The 22,527-nt window shown below is 48.2% G+C and carries 20 protein-coding genes, 1 pseudogene and 1 riboswitch; of the genes and pseudogenes, 4 read left to right on the top strand and 17 right to left on the bottom strand.

Features of this window, described 5'->3' with window-relative positions; all coding sequences use genetic code 11:
* From DXA74_RS14240 to DXA74_RS14185, 12 genes are all read right to left on the bottom strand, one after another.
* Positions 1-3,200: hypothetical protein (locus tag DXA74_RS14240; protein WP_147401138.1), on the bottom strand; the 3,200-nt coding region annotated here is incomplete at its 3' end.
* Positions 3,201-3,210: 10 nt separating this feature from the next.
* Positions 3,211-3,900, bottom strand: a complete 690-nt coding sequence (locus tag DXA74_RS14235; protein WP_118528726.1) for an anti-sigma factor — start codon at positions 3,898-3,900, stop codon at positions 3,211-3,213.
* Positions 3,901-3,913: 13 nt separating this feature from the next.
* Complete coding sequence (locus DXA74_RS14230; RefSeq protein ID WP_147401137.1) at positions 3,914-4,564, bottom strand: RNA polymerase sigma factor; 651 nt, start codon at positions 4,562-4,564, stop codon at positions 3,914-3,916.
* A 9-nt stretch (positions 4,565-4,573) separates the two neighbouring features.
* A complete protein-coding gene (locus DXA74_RS14225) occupies positions 4,574-5,422 on the bottom strand; it encodes a caspase family protein (RefSeq protein ID WP_118528722.1) in 849 nt (282 codons plus the stop codon).
* Positions 5,423-5,502: 80 nt separating this feature from the next.
* Positions 5,503-6,105, bottom strand: coding sequence for a hypothetical protein (locus DXA74_RS14220; RefSeq protein ID WP_158576088.1), 603 nt, complete (start codon positions 6,103-6,105; stop codon positions 5,503-5,505).
* 110 nt (positions 6,106-6,215) lie between these two features.
* The gene (locus tag DXA74_RS14215; RefSeq protein WP_255420812.1) at positions 6,216-6,926 is read right to left on the bottom strand and encodes a tetratricopeptide repeat protein; all 711 of its coding nucleotides are present in this window, start codon (positions 6,924-6,926) and stop codon (positions 6,216-6,218) included.
* Positions 6,927-6,932: 6 nt separating this feature from the next.
* Positions 6,933-7,124, bottom strand: coding sequence for a hypothetical protein (locus DXA74_RS14210; protein WP_118528716.1), 192 nt, complete (start codon positions 7,122-7,124; stop codon positions 6,933-6,935).
* Positions 7,125-7,311: 187 nt separating this feature from the next.
* The gene (locus DXA74_RS14205; RefSeq protein ID WP_118528714.1) at positions 7,312-8,628 is read right to left on the bottom strand and encodes a DUF5074 domain-containing protein; all 1,317 of its coding nucleotides are present in this window, start codon (positions 8,626-8,628) and stop codon (positions 7,312-7,314) included.
* A gap of 39 nt (positions 8,629-8,667) precedes the next feature.
* Positions 8,668-10,665, bottom strand: a complete 1,998-nt coding sequence (locus tag DXA74_RS14200) for a YncE family protein (RefSeq protein ID WP_118528712.1) — start codon at positions 10,663-10,665, stop codon at positions 8,668-8,670.
* Positions 10,666-10,667: 2 nt separating this feature from the next.
* Positions 10,668-12,692: a TonB-dependent siderophore receptor gene (locus tag DXA74_RS14195; protein WP_118528710.1), complete on the bottom strand. Its 2,025-nt coding sequence runs from the start codon at positions 12,690-12,692 to the stop codon at positions 10,668-10,670.
* Positions 12,693-12,810: 118 nt separating this feature from the next.
* Positions 12,811-13,008: riboswitch (cobalamin riboswitch) on the bottom strand.
* Between the two features lie 41 nt (positions 13,009-13,049).
* Positions 13,050-13,415 carry an MmcQ/YjbR family DNA-binding protein gene (locus tag DXA74_RS14190; RefSeq protein WP_118528708.1) on the bottom strand — a complete coding sequence of 122 codons (366 nt, stop codon included), beginning with the start codon at positions 13,413-13,415 and terminating at the stop codon, positions 13,050-13,052.
* Positions 13,416-13,436: 21 nt separating this feature from the next.
* Positions 13,437-14,318 (bottom strand): pyridoxamine kinase, encoded by an 882-nt coding sequence (locus DXA74_RS14185; protein ID WP_118528706.1) that lies wholly within the window; start codon positions 14,316-14,318, stop codon positions 13,437-13,439.
* Positions 14,319-14,485: 167 nt separating this feature from the next.
* On the opposite strand from DXA74_RS14185, the gene DXA74_RS14180 reads away from it, so the two are divergent.
* The gene (locus tag DXA74_RS14180) at positions 14,486-15,052 is read left to right on the top strand and encodes a flavodoxin (RefSeq protein WP_118528704.1); all 567 of its coding nucleotides are present in this window, start codon (positions 14,486-14,488) and stop codon (positions 15,050-15,052) included.
* A 16-nt stretch (positions 15,053-15,068) separates the two neighbouring features.
* On the top strand, positions 15,069-15,890 hold the full coding sequence (locus DXA74_RS14175) for a carboxymuconolactone decarboxylase family protein (RefSeq protein ID WP_199666194.1): 822 nt from the start codon (positions 15,069-15,071) through the stop codon (positions 15,888-15,890).
* Between the two features lie 225 nt (positions 15,891-16,115).
* On the opposite strand, the gene DXA74_RS14170 is transcribed toward DXA74_RS14175, so the two are convergent.
* Both DXA74_RS14170 and DXA74_RS14165 read right to left on the bottom strand, forming a co-directional pair.
* Positions 16,116-16,841, bottom strand: a complete 726-nt coding sequence (locus tag DXA74_RS14170; protein ID WP_118528700.1) for a hypothetical protein — start codon at positions 16,839-16,841, stop codon at positions 16,116-16,118.
* 55 nt (positions 16,842-16,896) lie between these two features.
* The gene (locus DXA74_RS14165) at positions 16,897-18,300 is read right to left on the bottom strand and encodes a S41 family peptidase (protein WP_158576087.1); all 1,404 of its coding nucleotides are present in this window, start codon (positions 18,298-18,300) and stop codon (positions 16,897-16,899) included.
* 139 nt (positions 18,301-18,439) lie between these two features.
* On the opposite strand from DXA74_RS14165, the gene DXA74_RS14160 reads away from it, so the two are divergent.
* Positions 18,440-19,375 carry a WYL domain-containing protein gene (locus tag DXA74_RS14160; protein WP_158576086.1) on the top strand — a complete coding sequence of 312 codons (936 nt, stop codon included), beginning with the start codon at positions 18,440-18,442 and terminating at the stop codon, positions 19,373-19,375.
* An 85-nt stretch (positions 19,376-19,460) separates the two neighbouring features.
* Complete coding sequence (locus tag DXA74_RS14155) at positions 19,461-20,594, top strand: lactonase family protein (protein WP_118528694.1); 1,134 nt, start codon at positions 19,461-19,463, stop codon at positions 20,592-20,594.
* A gap of 87 nt (positions 20,595-20,681) precedes the next feature.
* Here DXA74_RS14155 and DXA74_RS14150 read toward each other — a convergent pair whose 3' ends face one another.
* The 3 genes and pseudogenes from DXA74_RS14150 to DXA74_RS16370 all read right to left on the bottom strand — a co-directional run.
* A complete protein-coding gene (locus DXA74_RS14150; RefSeq protein WP_118528692.1) occupies positions 20,682-21,314 on the bottom strand; it encodes a PliI family lysozyme inhibitor of I-type lysozyme in 633 nt (210 codons plus the stop codon).
* A 27-nt stretch (positions 21,315-21,341) separates the two neighbouring features.
* Positions 21,342-21,998 carry a type A chloramphenicol O-acetyltransferase gene (gene catA, locus DXA74_RS14145; RefSeq protein WP_370448516.1) on the bottom strand — a complete coding sequence of 219 codons (657 nt, stop codon included), beginning with the start codon at positions 21,996-21,998 and terminating at the stop codon, positions 21,342-21,344.
* 196 nt (positions 21,999-22,194) lie between these two features.
* Positions 22,195-22,527: pseudogene (locus DXA74_RS16370) on the bottom strand (hypothetical protein); the annotation flags it as partial.

The raw sequence follows: 22,527 nt of genomic DNA, 5'->3' as shown, positions 1-22,527 counted from the left end.
GACTCTTCCGTACCGGAGATTCCTTCGTGCACCTGCACCTGATATTTCCGGGAAGTCAGAATATCCGCAATCTGACGGACCTCCTCGCCACTCTCGGGAAGCGCCACAAAGGCACTGTCGCCCCGCAAGGTGCTGCGCATCACCAACTGCGGACCGGCCGAATACTTACGGCTCTCGGCCAGCATCTCATCACCCGTCATGTCGTATTGCAAACCGCCATACAGCACCGCCGAAGGTCCAGACTCCCGAACCGCATGCACACGGGCGATTTCACGGGCAGAAGAAAGGCGCACAAAACGGTAATGCTCGCCCAGCAGACTGCCGTCGCCGGTGGACAAGGATTCCCACGCCAGCTGATACAGTTTGCCCGAAGGAACATAATATACGGTAGCTCCTTCCACGGCATGCGGACGGATCTTGTCCCAAAGGAGCTTGACGGCCTCTGCCGAAACGGCTCCTTCATACAACAGGTCCGCTGACTTTTCCAGCATCAGGGCATCCAGCTCTTTCTGTGTGAACAGACGAAGCAGCAGAGGATACTCACGGTCTTTGCGGATCAGATAAGCCGCATACTGTTTTTCTCCTTTCTGAGATATATAGTCTACAAAATCAACAAGCAGTTCGTTGTCTTTCAAAAGCTTCCGGACCCGCTGATAGTCCCAGTCCAGAAAACGGGTGTAATCGGCATAGGCATTGGAACGGGTCGTCAGTTCATGGTCCAGCCACTGAATCCGGTCGTGCAACGCAGCAAGAGAATCTTTATGATGCTCCTCATCACGTTCCAGATTCACAGCCTGCTCTTTCAAAGCTGCCAGTTCCTTGAAGATTCTCAAAGACTCAGGATTTCCTTCCTGCTTCAACAGTTCATCCTGTGATTTTTCCGTTTCGAGCAACAGAGACTTGGAAAACAACAACGCATCATAACACGCAGTCATAAAGGCACCGTTTGTCCGGTCTGTCTGGAGCGCATAAGCCGACATGTTCCACAGCATTTCGGAATTCTCAATCCAAAAGGCTTCGCGTTCCGTTGACGGAACATATCGGAGTTGGGACTTGACATAATCCAGCAGCACATTCATGGCCTGCATGCAAAGATGGAGCCCCTGCTCCTGATTGCCTCTTTCGATTTCCAACAGAGCCAGTTTCTCCAAAGCCTCACTATAAGCAACCGACCTTTCTCCGGAACTGCTGCGCGCCAGCTCCACGCCCTTGGAATAAACATCGTATGCCTTTTCCCAATTGCCCATTTTCTTCAGGACACCACCCCACAGAGCCAAACCACGGGCCCGTCCGGCATCTCCCTTGCCATACTGGGCCACCAGAACGTCATCAGAGCGCTGAAGGGCTTCGTCCGCTTCCTTCCATTCCTGCAACATCACATAGCCCAGCGCCTGTGACAAATAAACATTGGCCCGTTCACGAGCACCCACCTGCCCCTGTTCCATCAAACGCCGCAGCATATCATAACAATATACAAAACGCTTCGTGTCCTTCTGCTGGGCATAAATCGTGGCCTGAACCATCCAGGTATTCATCTTATACATATCCGACTGCGCTCCCAGATCGACCGCAAGAGACTCACGTCCATACTTCTCGGCCTGCACATAATCCCCCTTGATCAGATTCAAATGACACATTTTGGTGTAAAAGGCGAAAAGACCGGCATTTCTGTTTTGGGGAGAAACCTGCAACAGACTTTGGTAATAATAGTGTTCCGCCAGAGCATAGTTCTTGAGACGCAGCATCCGGTCTCCTTTCTCCAGAAGAAGCACCTGCGAACTTTGGGTAACTGCCAGAGAATCTCTCAAGAAGGCTTTCTTTTCATATTCCTTCATGTCTTTGCGCTCCTCGGACAAGAGAGTCATCGTATTGGCAATCTCCTGTTTCAGTTTCTGATCCTGCGCCGCCAGCTCATAAGCCTGCGACAGCAACCGGGATGCCTCCTCTGTCTTTCCGGAATACAGTTTTGTCTTTGCCAGATACAGCAACGCCTGTCCCTGCTGCGGGCTGTCTCCCTTCTGATAGGCAAGCAGAGCCTCCCGGTAATATTCAGCCGCTTTTTCCTGATTCTGCGCCAAGAAAGCGGACACTCCCTGCTGAAACCAGATGTCTCCGATCAACTCATGGACTTCTTGGCTCGCGGAGTCTGGAGTCCAAAGCAAAGCTGTTTCCAGAATACGGCGCGCTCCTGCATAATCCGGACGGACGGCATTCATATATTCTGCTGTCATGGTTTTCCCTGCCTGCAACGTCCAGTCGGACACCTTTTTTCTTTCTTTTTCCGTCAACGGCCCTTTCAGAAGCTGGCAACCCAGATTCCAGGCTTCCCGGAAACGCCCCATTTGGACATAGCATTTCAATAGCTGAAACTGAGCCGTATAATGAACGAGCCGTCCGGTTTCCTCCTGCATCGACTGTGTTTCGCGCGCCACAAAAAGATAGTTGGCCAGAAACAGATAATTACGTTTTGTAGAATCTGAAGAAACGGTATTGTACAGCAGATTAGCCAGAAAATCCAGATTCAGGAGTTTGTCTTTCCGAACTCTCTCTTCCAATAATTTGAAAGATTTCTGCTCAAACAGGTGAATATACTTCAGGACATTGGCCTGCAAGCCTTTTCCCGCGGCTTCGGAATATCCGTCATAAGCCCGGAGCAGGCACTCATAAGCCAAATCCATCCTGTCCTCCCGACTGTAACTCCCGGCCATCAGATACCATAAAAGCGACCTCAAGGTATTGACTGCTTCCAATTCTGTCTTCACGGTATAAGGCCGTATCTTTTGCAAGACCGCATGCAAGGCCAGGAAATCTGCATCCTTTTGCGTTACCTTATATTGCACATAAGAAGTTCCGGCCCGCACATACAGCTCTGCCATCCGCATTTTTACCGGATCTGATGACGGACTCTTTTCCAGTTGCTGACAGTATTCCCAGGCCCGCACATAGTCTTTCAACTCCAAACAACAAGTCACAGCCGATTCAAGTGCCTGAGCATACAGCTCACGCTCCCTTTCTGTGTACTGGAACTTTGACTTTTCGAGAACCTGATCAAAGAGTTCCAGAGCTTTTTGATACTGCTTCTCTTCCAGATTGGCAGCAGCCTGTTTGGCTACATCCGACAGATCGCCGGTAACCGTCTGGGCCTCAGTGATAGAAATCACTGAGAACAGGAATAAGAAGATTGTAAAAATCCTACCCATATATGCTTTCCTATTTGATCAACCGGTAAAGAGAATCAGCCTTTCGCTGGTATATTCCATTGCTACAGCGCAGCTCATCCAACAGTTGCAACGCTTCTTCTCTGCGCTCCAGTCCCATGAGAGCGTACACCTTCAGCCATTTCAAACGGTCGGCTTCCTGTAGTTCCACTTCCTGCTCATATTGTATGCGCTCCCGCTCCTCATCCGACATGGTTGCCTTCACGCCGTTTTTTTCATCTACCTGAGTCCATTTCTCCAGACTGTCAATCATCTGTAAAGCCTCAGCATAGCGTTTCTCTAGAATCAGGTTCTTCACTTGCGACAGTTCTCCGGAAGAACGGTAAACATCACCATAGCTTTCATTCAAAGACGGCATTTTCACCTGAGTAGAAGGTTGTATAAACATATACAAAGAGACACTGATCACGACGACTGCCGCCACCGAAGCCACAATGCGCCAGAGAGTCTTGCGATGTCCGGCTTTCTGAACTGCTGGCTCCGCTTCTTCGTCCTCCCACTGTTTCATGAGGTTTATCTTTTCCATCCGGCTCTTCAAAGCCTCCTGCAACTGCCGGGTAAATTCATACTGCTCCTGCAGTTCAGCATCCTCGGAAAGCAGTTTTTCAAACTGTCGGCGCTCCTCGGCCGCCATTTCGTCCTTTATATATCGGTCTATCAGCTCTTGCTTTTTTTCATCCATAGTCTTCATCCATTTACATTTTCTTACGTTCCTCATAAAGTCCCTTTGAGGTTGCCCTCAGCTTGGCCATACATTTGTTTTTGGCCGTTTTCAGGGCATCCTTACTGGTAAAGGTGGGCAACAACGACAGCATCTCGTCAAGTTTCTTGTTCTCGGCATAAAACAAAGTCAGAATCTGGCGGCAACGCTCCGACATCACGGCGATACAGTCCGAAATAGCCTCCAGTTTCCCGGCACGCTCGTCATCGGGAAACCAGTCGCTCTGTTCTGCCGGCTCACGGAAAAGCCTGGAATTGCGGGCTTCAAGATCAGCAAAACGGTCCTCGCGCTCGTTCTGACGCGTTATCTCCTTATATTTCAATTCGGCGATGGACATCATATAGGTCATCAGCGAACAGGTCAGGGGCTTTTCTTCCTTGCCCGTAACCACCCCGTCCTTCACCGAAATCTTTCCACGCTCAATATTTTCCCATAAAGCCATATAGGTATTCTGAAAAATATCATCGCGCACATCATCGGGAGCAAAAAACACGGCCCGATAGTGCTCCGAGAAATATTTCTTGCAGTGAAGATACAAGCATTTCTGAATCACCGGGTCCTGGTTCTTGACTCCCTGAACAAAGGCAGCATCGGAATATTCATGCAATCTTAGTTTTATATTCATTCCTCTAGATTATTTTTTTAAGTTCAAAACATCTGATATCCGGAAGGCAGATGTGCTTCCACTCATGACGGGAGTTTGCGGCAGGCTCCCACGATGACGGTCGAAAAAGTCACGGATATGCTTGTAGAACTGACTGTTGTCCTGAAACGTTCCCTGCTTCAGGGCATCACAGACCGCCACAGTAAGTTTTCCGTAATACCCGTTCTGTGTTTTCAGCTCGGCGTTTCGCTGATAATCACGACAGGCGCTCAGGGTGATCCACTCCTCGGGATTTTTCCGCACAAAAGCAACGGCATTTTCCTGAGGCAACACAAAACGGTCGCTCGTTCCACGGAACACCTCGTCTTCATCGCCACGGGTGCTGTCACCACTATGACAGGCATCCACAACAACCAATATCCGACCTTTAGATCCCACTTTCTTCCGTACAGCCAGCAACAGGACATTCAATTCGTCGTCCGTAAGATGCAAGCTGCCGTCGTCCGTCTGTCCGTACCGCAAAGAGGCGTCATAGGGAATCCAACATTCATCCCAGCGGTCCTCTTCATCTCCTTCACGGTCGGTCATCAGCTGCCCGTGACCGGAGAAATGAACATACACCACATCACCGGCCCGACAGTCGCCCGCCAAACGCATCAAGGCTTTTACTATGGCCTGCTTGGTGGCCTGACTGTTGACAAGCATACGGACATCCCAAAAACCGGCCTTTTGCAAAACCGGTTTCATCAAATACACATCGCGGTCGCCATGAATCCTGGCCCATCCCTTATCCGCCTGCTGCCCGAGTCCGATCAACAAGGCTCTCCGGCTCTGCCCCAGAACAGGACCGAAACCGGAAAACAGCAGGCAAACCAACATTATAATAACTCTTTTTCTCACAAGGACAAAAATAAAAAATCCACAACACAAAAGCAAGTGCCGTGGATTCTTTTAATGTTTCAAAAATGCCAATGATGGCGCAGAAGAAAAGATTTACAGTCGGCGCAGAAGTCCGGACTGTTCTTCAGTTTGTTTCCTCCCTGCTGGTCCTGCATGACGCAGCCCTCATGAGGGCAATGACGCAAACCGAATGCATGAGCCAGCTCGTGCTGTACCAGGCGGGACAATTCGTTACGTTTTCCCCGATAATCCGAGAACACAACCACTTTCTTACCAATGCCCAAAGCCAGACCGCGAATGCCATAATGAGCACTGTTGCGGAAGTTGTCTATCCCGATATCCTCTGAAGTAAATCCCACAACTACATTGCTGTCTGTCTTGAAACGCAACAGATACTGGTTCAACAAATCAGCCCGATAGCGCAAATGGTCATGCCGCTTGGTGGTTTTGGCATTCTCGGGCAAGGGCACATTCTTCATGAAACGGCACTTGGGATAATGTCTTTGCAATGAATCCACCAACTCCCGGCACAAGGATTCGGACACCTTGCCAAGGGTATATACCTGAATCTCGGGAACAGTCACCTCGCGAACGGGCTGCTCTTCCTGCTGCCCATTGGTCTGAGAACCCGAAGCATCATTCTCCGACCGGCATCCAGCCATTGTCATTAACGACAAAACGGCTGCAACAAAAACAATACTCTTTTTCATTATCTGATTTCATTAAATAAACTTTTCTTGATGACAAAGAGACGATAAAACAGTAAAAGCTATCAGGAAATCTCATTTTTCAAACACATTTCAAGGGCTTTTTCATTTCCTAAATCCGCCGCCTTGCGAAACCAATAGTGAGCCAGACTCCTATCAATACTCAGAAAACTGTTTCCAAAGAGATACATGCATCCCAGCTCGTACATGGCCTGATCATGATTCTGTTTGGCCGCAGCCTGCAAAAGAACATAACGCTTAAAGGTGTGGTGATAGAAATCGGTGGCACAAATCGTGGCCAGATAGTATTGGGCCTCACAACATCCCAACGCACAGCTTTCTTCCAGATATTGGATGGAAAGCAACAAATTTTTCGGGAAATAGATTCCTTCCCAATAACAGATTCCTAACCGGAACAAAGCGGATGCATGATGCTTCGAAGCAGCCAGCTGGTAGTACTTCATGGCCTCCGGCAAATCCGACTCGACCATTTCATTTCCATGCTCATAAATCACAGCCAACTGAAACAAGGCGTCTGCCGATCCTAATCCGGCAGCCCGTTGCAGCAGCTTCCATCCTTTCTCCATATCGGGAATGCCATAGCGGCCGAAACGATACCAATAGGACAAACGCATAATGGCCCGGACCTCATCCTGATCTGCAGACTTTTGCAACCACTTATGAGCCTCATTCAAATCATACTTGTCCAATAAATCGAATTCATAAAATTTGGAAAGATAATACTGTGCTTCCCGATCCCCACTCTCAGCACCCAGGCGCAGTCAGGAAAAAGCCTGTTCATAGTCTTTAAAATCTGAAGACATGTAAATTTTTCCGATTTTACATGCCGCACTTTCACATCCCATCTGATGGGCCTTTTTCAGCCGAAGCAACGCTTTTTGGAATAAATGATTTTTCGCCAAGGAATCCCCTTCTGACAGATAAACCTCCCCCCTCTGTGTTTTGTTTTTCATTAATTATATCGTGTTTCTGTAAATAATTATTTAATAAAATTACAAAAACATATTGGATTAATCAAGAAAAAAGGCAAAAATATGCACAAAAGAAACTTTCTTTTACAAAAATTCCTCCAGATAGTCACAAGGACCATTCTGGAGGAGTTTACTCTATAAATATCCCGAAATATATGGGACAAAATGATTAAGGCTCAAAAACAATAGAAGAAGGGAACCAATATTCTCCGGAGTAGTTCAGCGTATCTTTAGGCTGTCCTTCGGCATTGGTCACAATAATACGGTTGTTCATATAATGCTCACCCCAACCGTCTTCTGTATAAATTAAGTAAACATCACCGCTCTTCGGATTTACCTGAACTCCGGCTCCATAGAAAACAAAATCATCGGTTGACTTCAGGAAATCGGTAACCTTATTCTCGGCAATATGATAGCAGGCAGCCACCTTGTTGCTCCAACCATCGTTCTTGACAAACAACAGGCTGTTGCCATCCTTTGAAGCCTGCAGAGAAGTTGGATGATAAGACCAGGAGTCTGTATATACTTCATAGCCATCCGGCAAAGTTACAGTACTTACATGCTCGCCTTCAATCTTCACCAATTCAGAACCGTTTGCAGCCCAGACTGTATTACCGGTCACAGCAAATCCGGTTGTTGCCTTAGCAGCATTGGTTACCACCGGACTGAAATCCATGGCTTTGTAGATATTAACCGAGTCATTAACCAACATATACAGATAATCTCCTCTCTGAATGACATCTGTTGTCTTTTGGGTAGTCAAGGTGTCGGTCAGCGCCATTGTTGCCGGGTCTACCTTATAAGCACCACGATAAGTGGTCAGCACCAGGTTACCATCGTTCAGCACACACATGGTGCAAGGAGAATACAGAGAAACTCCTTCGGGGAGATTCAAAGTAGCAGCCTGCTTTAAGGTGATGGCATTCAACTTGGTCAGGAACGGTGCCGTCTTTGAAAGGATAAAAAAGTCCTGTCCGAGCAGTGAACCAACTACTCCGGTTGCTCCCAAAGTAACGTCTGAATGTGCTGCGGTAAAGTTGTCATAAGTAGCAAACAAGGCAGTTCCGTTCTTGAAATAATTAAAGGAAGCGTTATGATGACCATACCATCCTTCGTTAATCATATAGAATCCACCATAATATTTGCGCACTTCTACCTTGATCTGCTTCTGAGAAACCCCACCTTTGTCTGTTACAGTCAGCGCAATCAGGTGTGATCCGGTTTCTGTTGCGGTATACACATAATTCTTGTCTGTAGAAACCTGCTCCCCATCTACACTCCACAGGCATACGGCTTCGGGATCCTCAGAAAGAATCTCCGGATTCAGTGTCAGCTGGTCGTTCTGTGCCAGAATGGTATCTGATGGAAGATTCCAACTGATTACCGGTGACTGAAACTCTGCATTTTCGTCGCAGGATGTTACCAGCATCGGAAGCGACAACAGGGCTGCATAGCCCAAACTCTTGAATACGTTTTTACTTGTCATTGTTATATTGATTTATTTTAAAATGGTTTGTCTTGTTCTTTAACGGCCATAGTTCAGGTTCTCTACAGCCTGAATCTCCGTAGAGGTCTCGCCCACCCAACCGCAGACCTGATTTACCGCGGTATAAATCCGCACAAAATGAATGCAGTCGAGCTGGACCGGCTGTCCGCTCTGGTCTACCGCCCATTCCAGTTTCAGGGAGCATCCGTCGGTATTGTTCGGATGATTGTCGGCATAACCGTAGTCATAAGCATAACCTACCCAATGTTCGGGCATATCCTCACGAGGCTCATTCACCGCATTATCTGGCAAACGCGTTCCGCGGAAAGTCAGTTCATCGGGCATCCACTCCGGATAATAGGAAGCCTGTGTGTGATAGATATTCCGGGGCACGGTTCCTTCATTGCCCTGATTATCGGTCCAGCGTACATCCTGTCCGGCCGCCGGACGATAGTAGGTAATCTGATAATCGCGGATCGTATTCGGATTTTGGAATTCACTGCCCGCCAGTTCATACCAGGGGTCATCGGGAATACCATTACCGTTCACATCCTTTGCCACCCACACAATACCAGGTTCGGCATTGCCTCCGGGACGGTCCTGCCAAGTGCCGAACATATCATAGTAGGCATTGCCATAGACTTTCAGATCGTAGGCGTCGGGCACATTCTTCACCGCTTTCCGGAAACCGACCGTGATATAACCACCCCATGCTCCCAAAGACAGGAGACACTGCTTGGGATTCCGGAACATGCGGTTGGCCTCAGCCAAGACCTGAGCCGCCGTAAACCCGTCGCCCGATGCCGTGACCGAAGTGTTCATGTATTGCGAAGGTGCCGGCACATATTCAAACACTGTATCGGCATAGGCATACATGCTGCTGTCGGGCTCGGCATCACCGCCACCACTAACCGGCGCTCCGTCACGGTCACGGAAAATCACCGTATTGGGATTGATACCCACTCCCTGAATACGGAACAACAGTTTGCCCTGCGGACTGAAACAAAGCACATCGCCCACCACCTGATAATTATAGGCTTCGGTAAGATAGACGTTTCCGCTGTATGGATTTACCGATATGGAATAAGGGCGCTGCATCTCCGTGCCATCCGTAATAAAAGACTCCCGCTGCACTTTACCGCTACCGAGATCGAACACCTTGATACTCGCCTCCTGCCGCTGATAGTCGAAGGTATAGATATAGGCCAGACGGTCGTTAATGGCAAACTCGGTTACCGGCTCGTCATAACGGACTTTCACTTCATCCTTCTGTGTGTCAATACAGACCAGATGATAATCGCCTTTTTCTATCTGTGCACCGTATGTCGCCACATATACCGTATGATCCGGACCGGGCAATATGCGACCGGGATTCGGTCCGACCTCTATTTTCCGGGTTTCACGGAACGACTTCAAGTCCACAACCGAAACGGTACGGTCCACTCCGATGCCTTCCCAGTCCAGTCCTCCGGAGTTGGAAACATACAGCTTGCCGTCCTGCACACAAAGATCCTCCGGATTACGTCCTACGCGAGTCAACGTGTCTACCTGCAATGTGGTCGTATCAATACGGGCTACGGTACCGTCGAACGAGCATACATACGCCTTGCCTTCGTGAAAGGCTATGGCACGCGGCTGACGCGAAGCCCCGTTTTCATCGACCAGAGAAATCTGTTGCAGCACCTTACCATCGGCCAGATTGATGACCTCTACGGTGCTGGATACATTGACCACCACATAGAGTTTGCTGCCATACACGTCCATATCATTGGCTGTGTCCCCCAGATCCCGTCGGTTCATGGCATAGAACCAGTTCGGCGTCCAGGTTCCCTTACTGAAAGAATAACGCGCCAGCGTGCTGTTGTTCAGATTAAACAATCCCTCTGAAAGGATATACATCTCGGCCGTACCCGTTTCCAACAGCGTACCGCCCTGAATACCGTCATTGGGTTGCGGCTGGTCGGTCAGATCATCACAGGCCACCAACACTCCGGCCAGAGCACACAGATATATTAATATTTTCTTCTTCATTTCCATTCTTAATATTGATAGGTCAGCGTCACCCGAAAAGAACGTCCGGGCATCGGAAAGTTCTTCACAATCTCGTAATTCTTATCGGCCAGATTCAGGCATTCCACCAACAAAGCCGCGGAATGCTTTCCCCACGACCGATCATAACGATAGGTCAGACTATGATCGGTGTATGGGTCCAGACGGTTGGCCGCAATGTTCTGCCCCAAGGCATAACGCTTACCGGAATAAAGCAACGCATACGACAGTTCTCCCCAAGGAGTAGACAAAGCGGCTGTTCCCGAAGCATATACCCGCGGAGTATAAGGAATCTGATGCCGGTAAGTCAGGCTCTCGGCTGTACCGGCTTCATCACTGGTCACATCCAGTGCCCTCTGATAAGTATAGTTGCCCGAAAGACGGAACTGCCAGTCCTGATGCAGACAGAACAGTCCCTGAGCGGTGACATCCACGCCCCGGATATCCACCTTTCCCAGATTGACCATACTCCAGATAAAGAGGTTTTTGGTCGGTATGGCCACGATTTTGTCCGACACCCGGTTGTAATAGGCATCAACCGTAAAGGCCAACTGTGGCAACCATCGGGCCACCGCTTTCTCATAAGTCACTCCCGCATTGTACTGAAGCGCCTTTTCGGGCTTCAACGTACGGGTGCCCACGGTACCGTAATACAGATCATTGAAGGTAGGCATCCGGAAAATATCTTTCACAAAAAAACGCAACCGCAGATTCTCCTTCGGAAAAGGAGTGAACACCACCGAAGCAAAAGGAGAAAGACGCGAACGGTCGGAAGCAGAAGCCCCCGAAAGCGTCCGTTCGAACACCCGGGTAAACAAGGCCGAAGCATTCAGCGTTACCCATCCGGCGGTGTACTTGCCCGACAAGGCAGACAGCCATGTATAACGGCGCGGACGGGCAAAATCGGTCAGATTGGCCTCCATCGTCTGCGCAAAACCATCTGTAGAGAAGGCAAAAGCCAAAGGCGTTATCGGCCGATAGCGCAAAGCTGCCGAAACATAATATTCCTGTTGCCGGTAATCATTTCGTGTCTGCCCTTCCGAACCCTTATAGTCGGGATCCAGATATTCCTGACGGCTACCGTTCCACTTGGCCGAAGCCTTCAGACTCCAGCGACTGCCGAAATCCTGCTGATACTGGGTCTGCACAAAAGCATTCCGGTCGTCCAACCGTTGCGCCGCATGATCATAATAATAGGTAGTAGCCCCGGGAAGCCCACGTTCGGACTGATAGAAATAAGCCCGCCACTTCCACAAGGCACCCGAGTTCCAACGCTTGGCCGTAAATGCTTCCAGTCGCAAGGCCCGCACATCCGTATTGTTTCGCTTTTTGCGTTCGGTAATCGCATCCTCGGCTCCATAACGCAAATCAAAAGGATAATGCCCGTCGGTCTGTGTCCATTCGGCGCTCACACCACCGACCCACTGTCGTGGACCGGAAGCAGAAAAAGAACAGGAAGGATTGAACAGTCCCCACGAACCGGTTGTCAGGCGGGAAGAAACATGATATTCTCGTTGAGCAGAAAATTCCGGCAAACGGGTTTCTAAAGAGAGCAACGCTCCCGAAGCCAATGCCCGTGCCGGCTGAAGCAGATCATCCATCTGTCCGTTGGCCAAAGTAATCGTCTGCACCTGCTCCATCGAGAATTTTCCCAAATCAATCTGGCCGGTCTGCCCGTCAGTAAGCAGCAAGCCGTCATAGGCCACGGCTGTATGCTGTGCTCCCAGACTACGTACGGAAACGGTTTTCAGTCCGCCCACACCGCCGTAGTCCTTGACCTGTACTCCGGAAAAGAATTTGGCAGCATCCGACACCTGCAACACCGGCAGACTTTTGAGTTCCTCGGCAGAAAGAGACTGAAGCGGCACAGAAGAACGGAGTTGCGTCCGTTTTTTACCTTCATACACCTCTACCCGCTGCAACTGGCGGTCGGGCAAAGTATCTGTCCGGCACACCCCAAGCACAGAGTGAGCATAAGAAAGTGATAAAAATAAAAAAACGAATGTCTGCTTCATGTTTCAAATCTTTCTGAAAAACATTCACCGACTTTCGTTTCACATACCGAAGCGACAGACCGGTCCGGCCTGACCCACGGAGCTAAAAAAGAATTCCTGACGCCTTTTCCTCGAAAGCGGTGAGAGATACGCGCAAGGCAGGTCTTCTGACTCGTTCCGAAACAGGACACCTTCCCGGACTTCACATCCAGTGGCCTCACGCCCTGTTCCTTATTTTATGGAACTTACAGCAGCGGGACTGTTCAGGATTCTCACCTGATTCCCTTTTAATCATAACAGACTGTAATCTGTATGAACCGTTGCACGTTGCAAAGATACAATTTAAATTTGTTTTAAAACGTTTTTAAACCCTACATTTTAAAAATATTTTCCATCCGGAAAAAGCGACATCCGCTCCTTACGCGTCATTTTCGCAATAACCAGTCTGTACGAACAGTCCACCAGTTCTTTCAGAACCCGAGCCGGCACTCCTCCCTCCAGACGCACCTGTATCCAATGCTTTTTGTTCATGTGGTAGGCCGGCAAGATATCCGCATAACGGTCGCGCAAGTCAATGGCTTCATCCGGATCACTTTTCAGGATAACCCATTCGGGATTCTCCAGATCCACCCAGGCAAACATCTTGCTGCCCACCTTGAATACCAAAGTGGTTTCATCAAAAGGGAAGCATTCCGTTGCCAACCCTTTGCTCAGACAATAATCCCGTAAAGCCTCTATATCCATAAGCATTTGAATTTTAAGGTTCTATTCCAGCAGTTCATAGCTGCAACTCTGAATCGGTGTGTCCAGATTGTGCAACACCTTCTCCAGCATGATGCCATCCATATTATTATATTCATATCCGAAAGTGGCACGAATACCCTGCAGGATGAACTGCGTGGCGCGGTCCAGCGCAATAGGTAGACTGTCGCCCTGCATCAGCGATCCGGTAATGACACTGGTAAAACTGTCACCCGTGCCGGGATAATGCGCCGGAAGATACGGACAGGTCACCTTCCAGTAACGGTCGCCTCTGCGATTATAGGCATATACCGAAGTCATGTGCGGATTATCCGTCACCGGCACACTGGTTGCGATGACAATCTCAGGTCCCTGATCGGACAAGGCCTTCAGCAGTTCCTTCAGGTAGTCATCGCTCAAGGCCCCTTCCGGCTGCGGACGATCCAAGAGCAAGAACACCTCGGTGATATTCGGAGTGATCACATCTGCTTTCCGGATCAGCCGGCGCATTTCCTGAATCATCTCTTCACCGAACCCTTTATACAGCCGACCGTTGTCTCCCAACACAGGATCTACTACGACCAGATCGTCCGGGCGTTTGAAGTGTTCAATCAGATTCTCCACAATCTGCACCTGCGCCGGCGAGCCCAGATAGCCGGTATAAAAAGCGTCGAACGTAAAACCCAAATGCTTCCAGCACTCCGTCATACGACGCATCTCTTCCGTCAGATCCAGAAATGTATATTCCGGATACTGGGTATGAGTAGACAACACGGCTGTGGGCAACGGACAGACCTGTATGCCCATAGACGAGAGAATCGGAATCACAGCCATCAGCGACACGTGTCCCACTCCGGACAGATCGTGCACAGCGGCCACCTTTTTGCTTTGATTGAATAAACGCATCCTTCTTTTCTTTTTGATGGTGACAAAATTAATATATTTTTCCTTGCAAAGTCCGAGAATCTGGTATAAAAATCAGTAATCCGTATACACCCCCTTTGTGGAAATAGACCTACTTTTGTATCGTAAAAAAGGGATACTGCATACAAACCTTCTAAACCATCGCAAACATGAAAAGAATACTATTCATCTGGACACTGCTTCTGTCCGCATTTTCCCTACAGGCCAAGACCCTGATTGTGTATTACAGTTACACCAACAATGTGCATCAGATTGTCACCGACCTGCGTACTCAGATCCAGGCCGATGTGCTTCGTATCGAACCGGCCGAAGAAGGACTGGACTATGCCGCCAACAATTATGCCATCGGCAGCGCCTTGATTTCGGCCATCCGAAAGGCACCCGGCAAAGCCTCTTCGTACCCGCCCATCAAAACCACCATCCGTAATCTGAAAGACTACGACACCATCCTGATCGGCGCTCCTTTGTGGTGGAGCAATATGGCCGCGCCGCTGCAAAGTTTCCTGTTTGCCTACGGTTCTCAAATGGCCGGCAAGCGCATCGGTCTGATTGTTTCCAGCGCCAGCACCGGCATCAGTGGTGTAGAGGCAGACGCCAAACGTCTGATCCCAAAAGGCAAGTTTCTGTCACCCAGCCTGTGGATCCGCTCATCCGAAACGCGGAAATGCCACTCCATGATTGCCCGCTGGCTGAAAGAAACCGGTTTAAAGAAATAAGCTAAAAACATAGATTATGAAAATCAGAACTATCCTTGCGCTTGGCGCATTGATTCTAAACAGTACAACAATTATGGCACAAGAAAAAGTAAAACAAACAGCCGGACGCGACCAGCTGGGAGAATTTGCCCCTAAATTCGCGGAGTTGAACGACGATGTGCTTTTCGGTGAGGTGTGGAGCCGTACCGACAAACTCAGTCTGCGCGACCGTAGTCTGATAACCATCACTTCGCTCATCAGTCAGGGCATCACCGACAGTTCCCTCACCTATCATCTTCAGACCGCCAAACAGAACGGCATTACCCGCACAGAGATCTCCGAGATACTGACTCACCTGAGCTTCTATGCCGGATGGCCGAAAGCTTGGGCGGCTTTCCGTCTGGCCAAGGAAGTATGGCAGGACGACACACAAGGCACAGATGCCAAAGCCGCTTTCCAGCGTGAGATGATCTTCCCGATCGGAGAACCGAATTCTGCTTTTGCAAAATACTTTATCGGCAACAGCTATCTGGCTCCTGTTTCCACCGAACAGGTTCCGGTGTTCAATGTTACCTTCGAACCAGGATGCCGCAACAACTGGCACATTCACCGGGCCAAGAGCGGCGGCGGACAAATGCTGATTGGTGTGGCCGGCACAGGCTGGTATCAGGAAGAAGGCAAACCGGCCGTAAAGATTCTGCCGGGCACCGTCATTCACATTCCGGCCAACGTGAAGCACTGGCACGGTGCCGCAGCCGACAGCTGGTTCGCACACCTGGCCTTTGAAGTACCGGGCGAAGAAACGGCCAACGAATGGCTGGAACCGGTAGACGATGAAGCCTACAGCAAACTGAAATAACCGAAGGGGCTGATCCAAAAGTAAATTGCATTTTCTGAAAAACTACAAATTGTAAGTCCTATTATATAAAAGAGCCTTATCAAACTCCCTTTTTGGTGATATGATAAGGTTCTCAATAATAAAATCAGGACAATCAAGTTACTTTTTGTAGATTCTCCTTTATGAAATTTGCCTTTTGGGTCAGCCTTCTGTTTCTATTATATATGCAGGCCCAGAAACCTTTAATCAATAATTGGACCGGAACAACACCCTTTGCACTCCCTCATTTATCCAGTCACAGACTTCTACCGTGCCGTCTCCGTCCAACCCATTGCTGAAAACAGCCGTAAAATCATCCGTCAAAGACTGGTCCACCTGAAAAACGGTCCATCGGTCACCGTTCATTGCTTCCTGTATGCCTATCGGGCTGCACCCCTTATGATACTTCATACTGTATATCGGTCCGCTGTCGCACCGGCATCCCATCAGGAATTTTGGAGTATTGAAACACAAAAGATTGATTATGAAATGGCGATACCCCTGATGCATATCCCCTCCCGGCCGCATACGAACCGGCATGTGAACCTCATCAGAAGCCAGAGTAAGTCCTTTAAGGTATGAACCTTTATCGACACGGCCTTCACCTACAGAGCAGGACAGCATACTTTGCGCTTGCTCTACAGACATAGGAGAATTCAAAATCTCTTTTGCCACATAATACGCCACAAAGCACATCAGTCTTTCATCCAGCATGTTCCATTTAAACCGACAAGAATCCCCCTCATCTTTTATCTTCGCCACAATTTCTTTTGCCAGTCGATGCTTTAAATCCACATTACTCAAAACATGCTCTGTCAGAAACAGACTAAACTCTTCATCAGAACATCCATGAAAGAATTGTTCATACTGTTTCATCACCTCATCATTACCAGAAAACAGAAAATATCTCCGTAAAATTTCTCTCAAATCCATATTCTTATATTTTCAAGTTAGCAATCCTAAAGATAAGGTTTATATCATCAATCTATCAAGTATTTTGTAAAAAAAGTTCTTTTTTCTTTTTCTGAATCACCTGGTTCAGGATCAAAACTATTGTTCTCCGTCGTATTGTTTCCCGAAACGGCTCCGAAAAATGTTCCTTCACCGGATCATCAGGTACAAGGCCGACTCCTTCGGTTGGGTTTCCTCCCGATGTAAGCTGCGGCAGCTCCGCTCCCAGTCTGAAATAAGTACCATGCGCCGTGCGAAAGGTCAGCACCATAGTACCAAAATCTCCTGCCGTTTCTTCACCTATCAGCACTGCGCGACCCGATTCCTTCAGAATACTGGCCAGATACTCTGCAGCCGAACAGGTCCCGGAATTGATCATCACATAAAGTTCACCTTTATAAGCCTGCGGCAAAGGTTCGATCAGATGCTTTCCCTGATAAGGCTTTTCCAGGAAAAGAGCCGCAATCAGTTCGGCATCAGCGACCCAACCGCCAGTATTATCCGTCAAATCCAGAATGATATGCCGGGAGTCCCTCGCCTTGCAGAACTGAAGCAGAAAACGCGTCAGCGTACTCTCTTCGAAATCATGAAGCGCAAGCATTTCCAGATTCGATTTCCCTTTCCTTATTTCCTTTTTCTCGTGAGTAGCAGCATCCCTCTTTTGCCTTTTCTGATCTCCAACCTCATGGTGCAGTTGTACTTGCTTCTTTCCGTCCCGACTCAACGGCACATCTACAAATAAGACAGAATCACCTCTACTCAAACCCAGTCTGCGGATACTGTCCGTATAACTGGAAAACACCCACGAGGCCGTACTTTTATAGCGGGCCTTATCGGTAGAGGCAGAGACATATTGCATCATACTGTCTCTCCAGACGGAAGCCTCCTTACCGTCAATGGACAGAATCCTATCCCCCGCTCTCACCGGCAACGCCAACAAACTCCCCGTAACATAAAGCGAGTCACACCGCCATTCCGCACTTGCCGGTGCCTGATAAGGCGCATACATCGGAAAAGAATGCAAATTCTTCAGTGCCGCAAAATACTTCTGAAGCACCCGCACATATTCCGTATTATTCTTTGCCCGAAGCACTTCCTGCCGACACTCCTCACGAAGCGTTTCCAGGGCAATCCCCTTACGCTTCGCCAGTTTGTAATGCTTTTCCACCACGTTGCAAATTTCCTCAAAATCCTCGGGATAGTCCTCCGGCCGTATTTTCTGATCCCCAACAAATTGAAGTTCCGCCTCCATTGCGAGATGGCGTTTCCACCATAAGCAGTCATAAATACGGTATCCGTTATACCCTATTCCTACAAGCAACACAAGACACAACAGACACAGTTTCCGCTTTCCCAGTCTTTTTCGAAAAATCAACCCCAGCACCCCAATCACCGACAGCACAATAGCAGACACCGTCTGCAAAAGCAAAAACCAATCCATACACACATTCATTATTCGTTTCGTTTAAATCCAAGAAACGTTTTCTTTTCTCCGGGGCAAAATTATTCCGGTCATGCACAAAATATTTGTGCTGGATTATGCTACTTTTGCAAAAAGTCAATCATTAAAACAGGAAACAATGAAAACGGAATTTGCTATCTGGATGGTCTCTTTTCTTTTGCAGAGAAAAGCAGCCACCAAAGAGACCATCCTACAAGAATGGTCCAGACACCGGAACGAAGCATGCAGCATACACCGGAACACCTTCGGTAACTACAGAAAAAAGGCCGAATCTCTGTTCGACACAAACATCGAATATAATCCGAGAACTCAGGAATACTTTCTGGAACATCCGGAACAAGTCACTCAAAACAGTATGTTTAAATGGCTGCTCCAGTCGTACACCGCATCCAATGCCATCACCCGCAGGAGCAAACTGAAAGACCGCATCATGCTCGACACCACCTCGGGCGGTGAAGAACTGATCGACACCGTGACCGAAGCCATGGAAAAAGGGCGGTGCATCCATCTGGTATATCAGCCTTTCTGGGACGACCCCAAGGAACGGTGCGTCGAACCTTATTTTATCAAACTGTTCAAGCACCGGTGGTATCTCATTGCCAGAAAACCGGATGAAGGAGTATTCCGAACCTACTGTTTCGACCGCATCAAGTCCGTAAGGCTCACCGAGCAGCGCTTCCGGTTTCGGAATGATGCCGATGCAAAGACAATGTTCCGGGATTATTACGGTATCATCCAGATGCCGGTGCCAAAGGAACATATTGTTTTGAAGGTGACGTGCGAACAGGGCATCTATCTCCACACCCGGAAACTTCATCCCTCACAGCGGCTGATTCATCAGGATGATGACTATATGATTTTCGAACTCTACCTGAAGCCCTGCTATGACTTTGTGCAGGAACTCCTTTCCTGCGGTTCATCACTGGAAGTGCTCAGCCCCGAATCCCTCCGAAAGGAAATGGAAGAAACTGCCGAAGACCTGTTTCACATCTATAATCCTCAAACCAATGAGCCCCAAAGCCAACTCAAATCCCCCCAAAAAGATGGGGAATAACAATATTTTTTCTAATTTTGAACCTTGACAGAACGGTCCGGAACGACCATCAGTTAAACAACAAAACCAATAATATAAAAGAACAATGAACAAGAAAAGCATTTGGGCGGCGGCACTGTGCGCCGCGACCTTTCTTTCGGGATGCGGAAACAGCGGAAGCGGCAAGAGTGAAACGGACGAATACTACCTGCTCATCGGCAGCTATGCTCCGGCCTCGGAAGAAGGCATCAAGGTATATAGTTTTGACCAGAACAACGGCAAGAGCGAATATGTCAGCGGAATAAAAGGTGTTTCCAACCCTTCGTTTCTGACCCCCTCGGCCGACGGCAGTCGGATTTATTCCGTAACCGAGGATGAAGGCGAAACGGCCTCCCTGCATGCCCTGACCTTTGACCGCGAAAAAGGAACCCTTGCACTGCTGAACGAGGAACGCACTCTGGGAGGCGCTCCCTGCTATGTGGCCCTGTCGCCCGACGAACGCTATGCCGTGACCGCCAACTATCTGGGCGGAAGTATTTCTGTCTTCCCCATCCGTCAGGACGGAAAGCTAAGCCCGGCCCACCCGATTGTCTTTTCCGGAAAGGGAGCAGATGCCGAACGGCAGAAGCAGCCTCATCTGCACTGCATTCTCTTCACCCCCGACAAGCGTTATCTGCTGGCCAGTGATTTGGGAACAGACCGGATCTATTCCTTCCCGCTGGATTCAACAAAGGCTTTGCTTGATACCGCCGCACGAAAAGATATCTTACTGCCTCCGGCTACCGGTCCCCGTCATCTGACCCCATCGCCCAATGGCAAGCATATCTATCTCATGAGCGAACTCTCCGGCCAGGTGATGGTCTTCTCTTATGACGAAGCCCGACTGGACACCATGCAAACCGTACTGGCCGATACCTGTCATGCTCAGGGAGGAGCAGACATCCACGTTTCTCCCGACGGACATTTCGTCTATGCTTCCTGCCGACTTCAGAACGACGGTATTGCCATCTTTGAAGTAACAGAAGACGGCAGCCTGACCAAAGTGGGCTATCAGAAAACCGGCAGCCATCCGCGCAACTTTGCCATTTCGCCAAACGGCAATTATCTACTCGTGGCCTGCCGTGACGCCAACGCTGTGGAGATTTATCAACGTAACCCCGAAACCGGATTATTGCAAGACACCGGCCAGCGCATCGAAATGCCGAAACCGGTATGCCTGAAATTCGTCAAGCGGCAATAATCTTGCCACGCATCAAAAATAAACGTCCCTCTCTCTTTCTGTTCCATGCTCCTACTGCATAACAGAAAAGAGAGAGGGGATTTTCTATTAGAATTCCACGACCTTATCTATTTGCAAGATTCTGCCCGTTTCTCCATCCACCATTTTATACTGTATCTGGCGTGTCTTGCCCGTCGGGTTGGCATTGCTGTCACCTTCTTCATAGATAGGGAAACGCTGGCAGAATGTATTTTCTACAATCGCCATTTCATCGTGCCCCATATAGCCTTTGTTTACCTCATTGTTTTCTGAAATATCCGGCAAATACACCTGGCTTACAGATTTTCCATTGTTTACAGAATATCCGATTAATTTTCCGTAACTACCGCTGCCATCCGAAGTCAGATAGACCAGCACTTCAGGATAACCATCAATGTTCAGATCTCCTATTTCGGCATTGACAACCGTATATCCGGTAATGTCATGACGCAACGTTTCATTGGATATACTTAAGCCAGAAGGCTGAACCATCAGACTGTCTCCCATTGTACTTACTTTAAAGGAAATCTTGCTTCCGGGATATGTCAATTCTTTATTGAATTCCACCACACTTACCTCCTGTTTTGCTGAATCGACGCTATCTTTCCCAGTCGCATCAGTAACACCATTCTTCTCATTCTTGCTGAAAGAACAGGACATCAGCAAGGCACACAATACGAATGAACCTAATTTCTTCATCATTTTCTTGTTTTAATAATTGTACTAGATTTATTTAACATCCCACTTATTTATATCATGGCATATCTGCTGTATTTCATGGATCAGTCTTGAAACATGAAATCCGTCACAAACAGCATGATGCACCTGAACTGACAGTGGAATCAGATATTTGTTCTCCTGACGGAAATACTTTCCATAAGTAAAGATAGGCAACAGATAACTTCCATCTGCAAATATGTTCAGATTGAAACCGGTAAACGTAGCCCACGGCAAGGAAGATACAGGATATGTATTGGCCGGAGTATCAGGTTTGGCATCTATACCGTAATTACCACCAAACATATCCATATCCTGCTCATAGTTGGAAAGAAAAGTCATCAGATTGTCATCCCATTCCGTCCACAGATTGGAAAAAGTTTCATTCTCCTTATGAAAAACCGTATAACACGGCAGCAAGGTATCCCATACCCCCAGTTCTCCCTTGTCATTTATAGCCGTCCGGAACTCTTCATGGTTATTTACCGCCTTTGTCAATACATAAATCAACAGAGGATAGAGTTTTGTATGTTTCCGGTTTTTGAACGATATTAGCTCAGAGATATCTATATTTACCGTAATACTATATGTACACCGTATCTGATTGAAATAATGATCAAAATACGGTTTTCTTTTCCACGTTTCTTTATCTATAAGTTTAAACATAATTTCCTCTTTTACGGATCAAGGACCTATTACACAGATGAATATTCAGTTTTTCATATTTCAAACGCCTAAAGACTGCTATTTGGACGTTCGTTAACAAAGTTATATCCCTCTTTCCCTTCCATGCTCATACAAACATGCCTAGAAAGAGAGAGGGATATTTTCTATATTTCAATATATGAAATAAGATCAGCAATAACTACAATGCTTCAATTTCATTTTCTGTAAGGCCTGTTGCAATCTTTATTTGTTCCAAAGTCAAGCCTATTGCCTTCATATTACGGGCAATAGTTCTTTTCTCTTCAGCTTTACCTTCGGCGTGACCTTCAGCAAGGCCTTCTGCACGACCTTCTGCGTGGCCCTTTGCACGGCCTTCTTCAAGCCCTTTTTTCCAGCCGGCCTCACGGGCATCCTCTTCTACAATGCGACTCACCCGATAACGGTCCAAGGCTTTATCATAAGCTATCCGGTCTTCCAAAGAAAGATTCGCAACCGCAGCAAGTTCCTCCAATCTACTAAAGACCTGCTCCTT

The sequence above is a fragment of the Bacteroides sp. OF04-15BH genome (assembly GCF_003477995.1).
Classification (GTDB): domain Bacteria; phylum Bacteroidota; class Bacteroidia; order Bacteroidales; family Bacteroidaceae; genus Paraprevotella.
The sequence above is the reverse complement of the archived record's forward strand: the minus strand, read 5'-3'. Positions and strand labels throughout refer to the sequence as shown.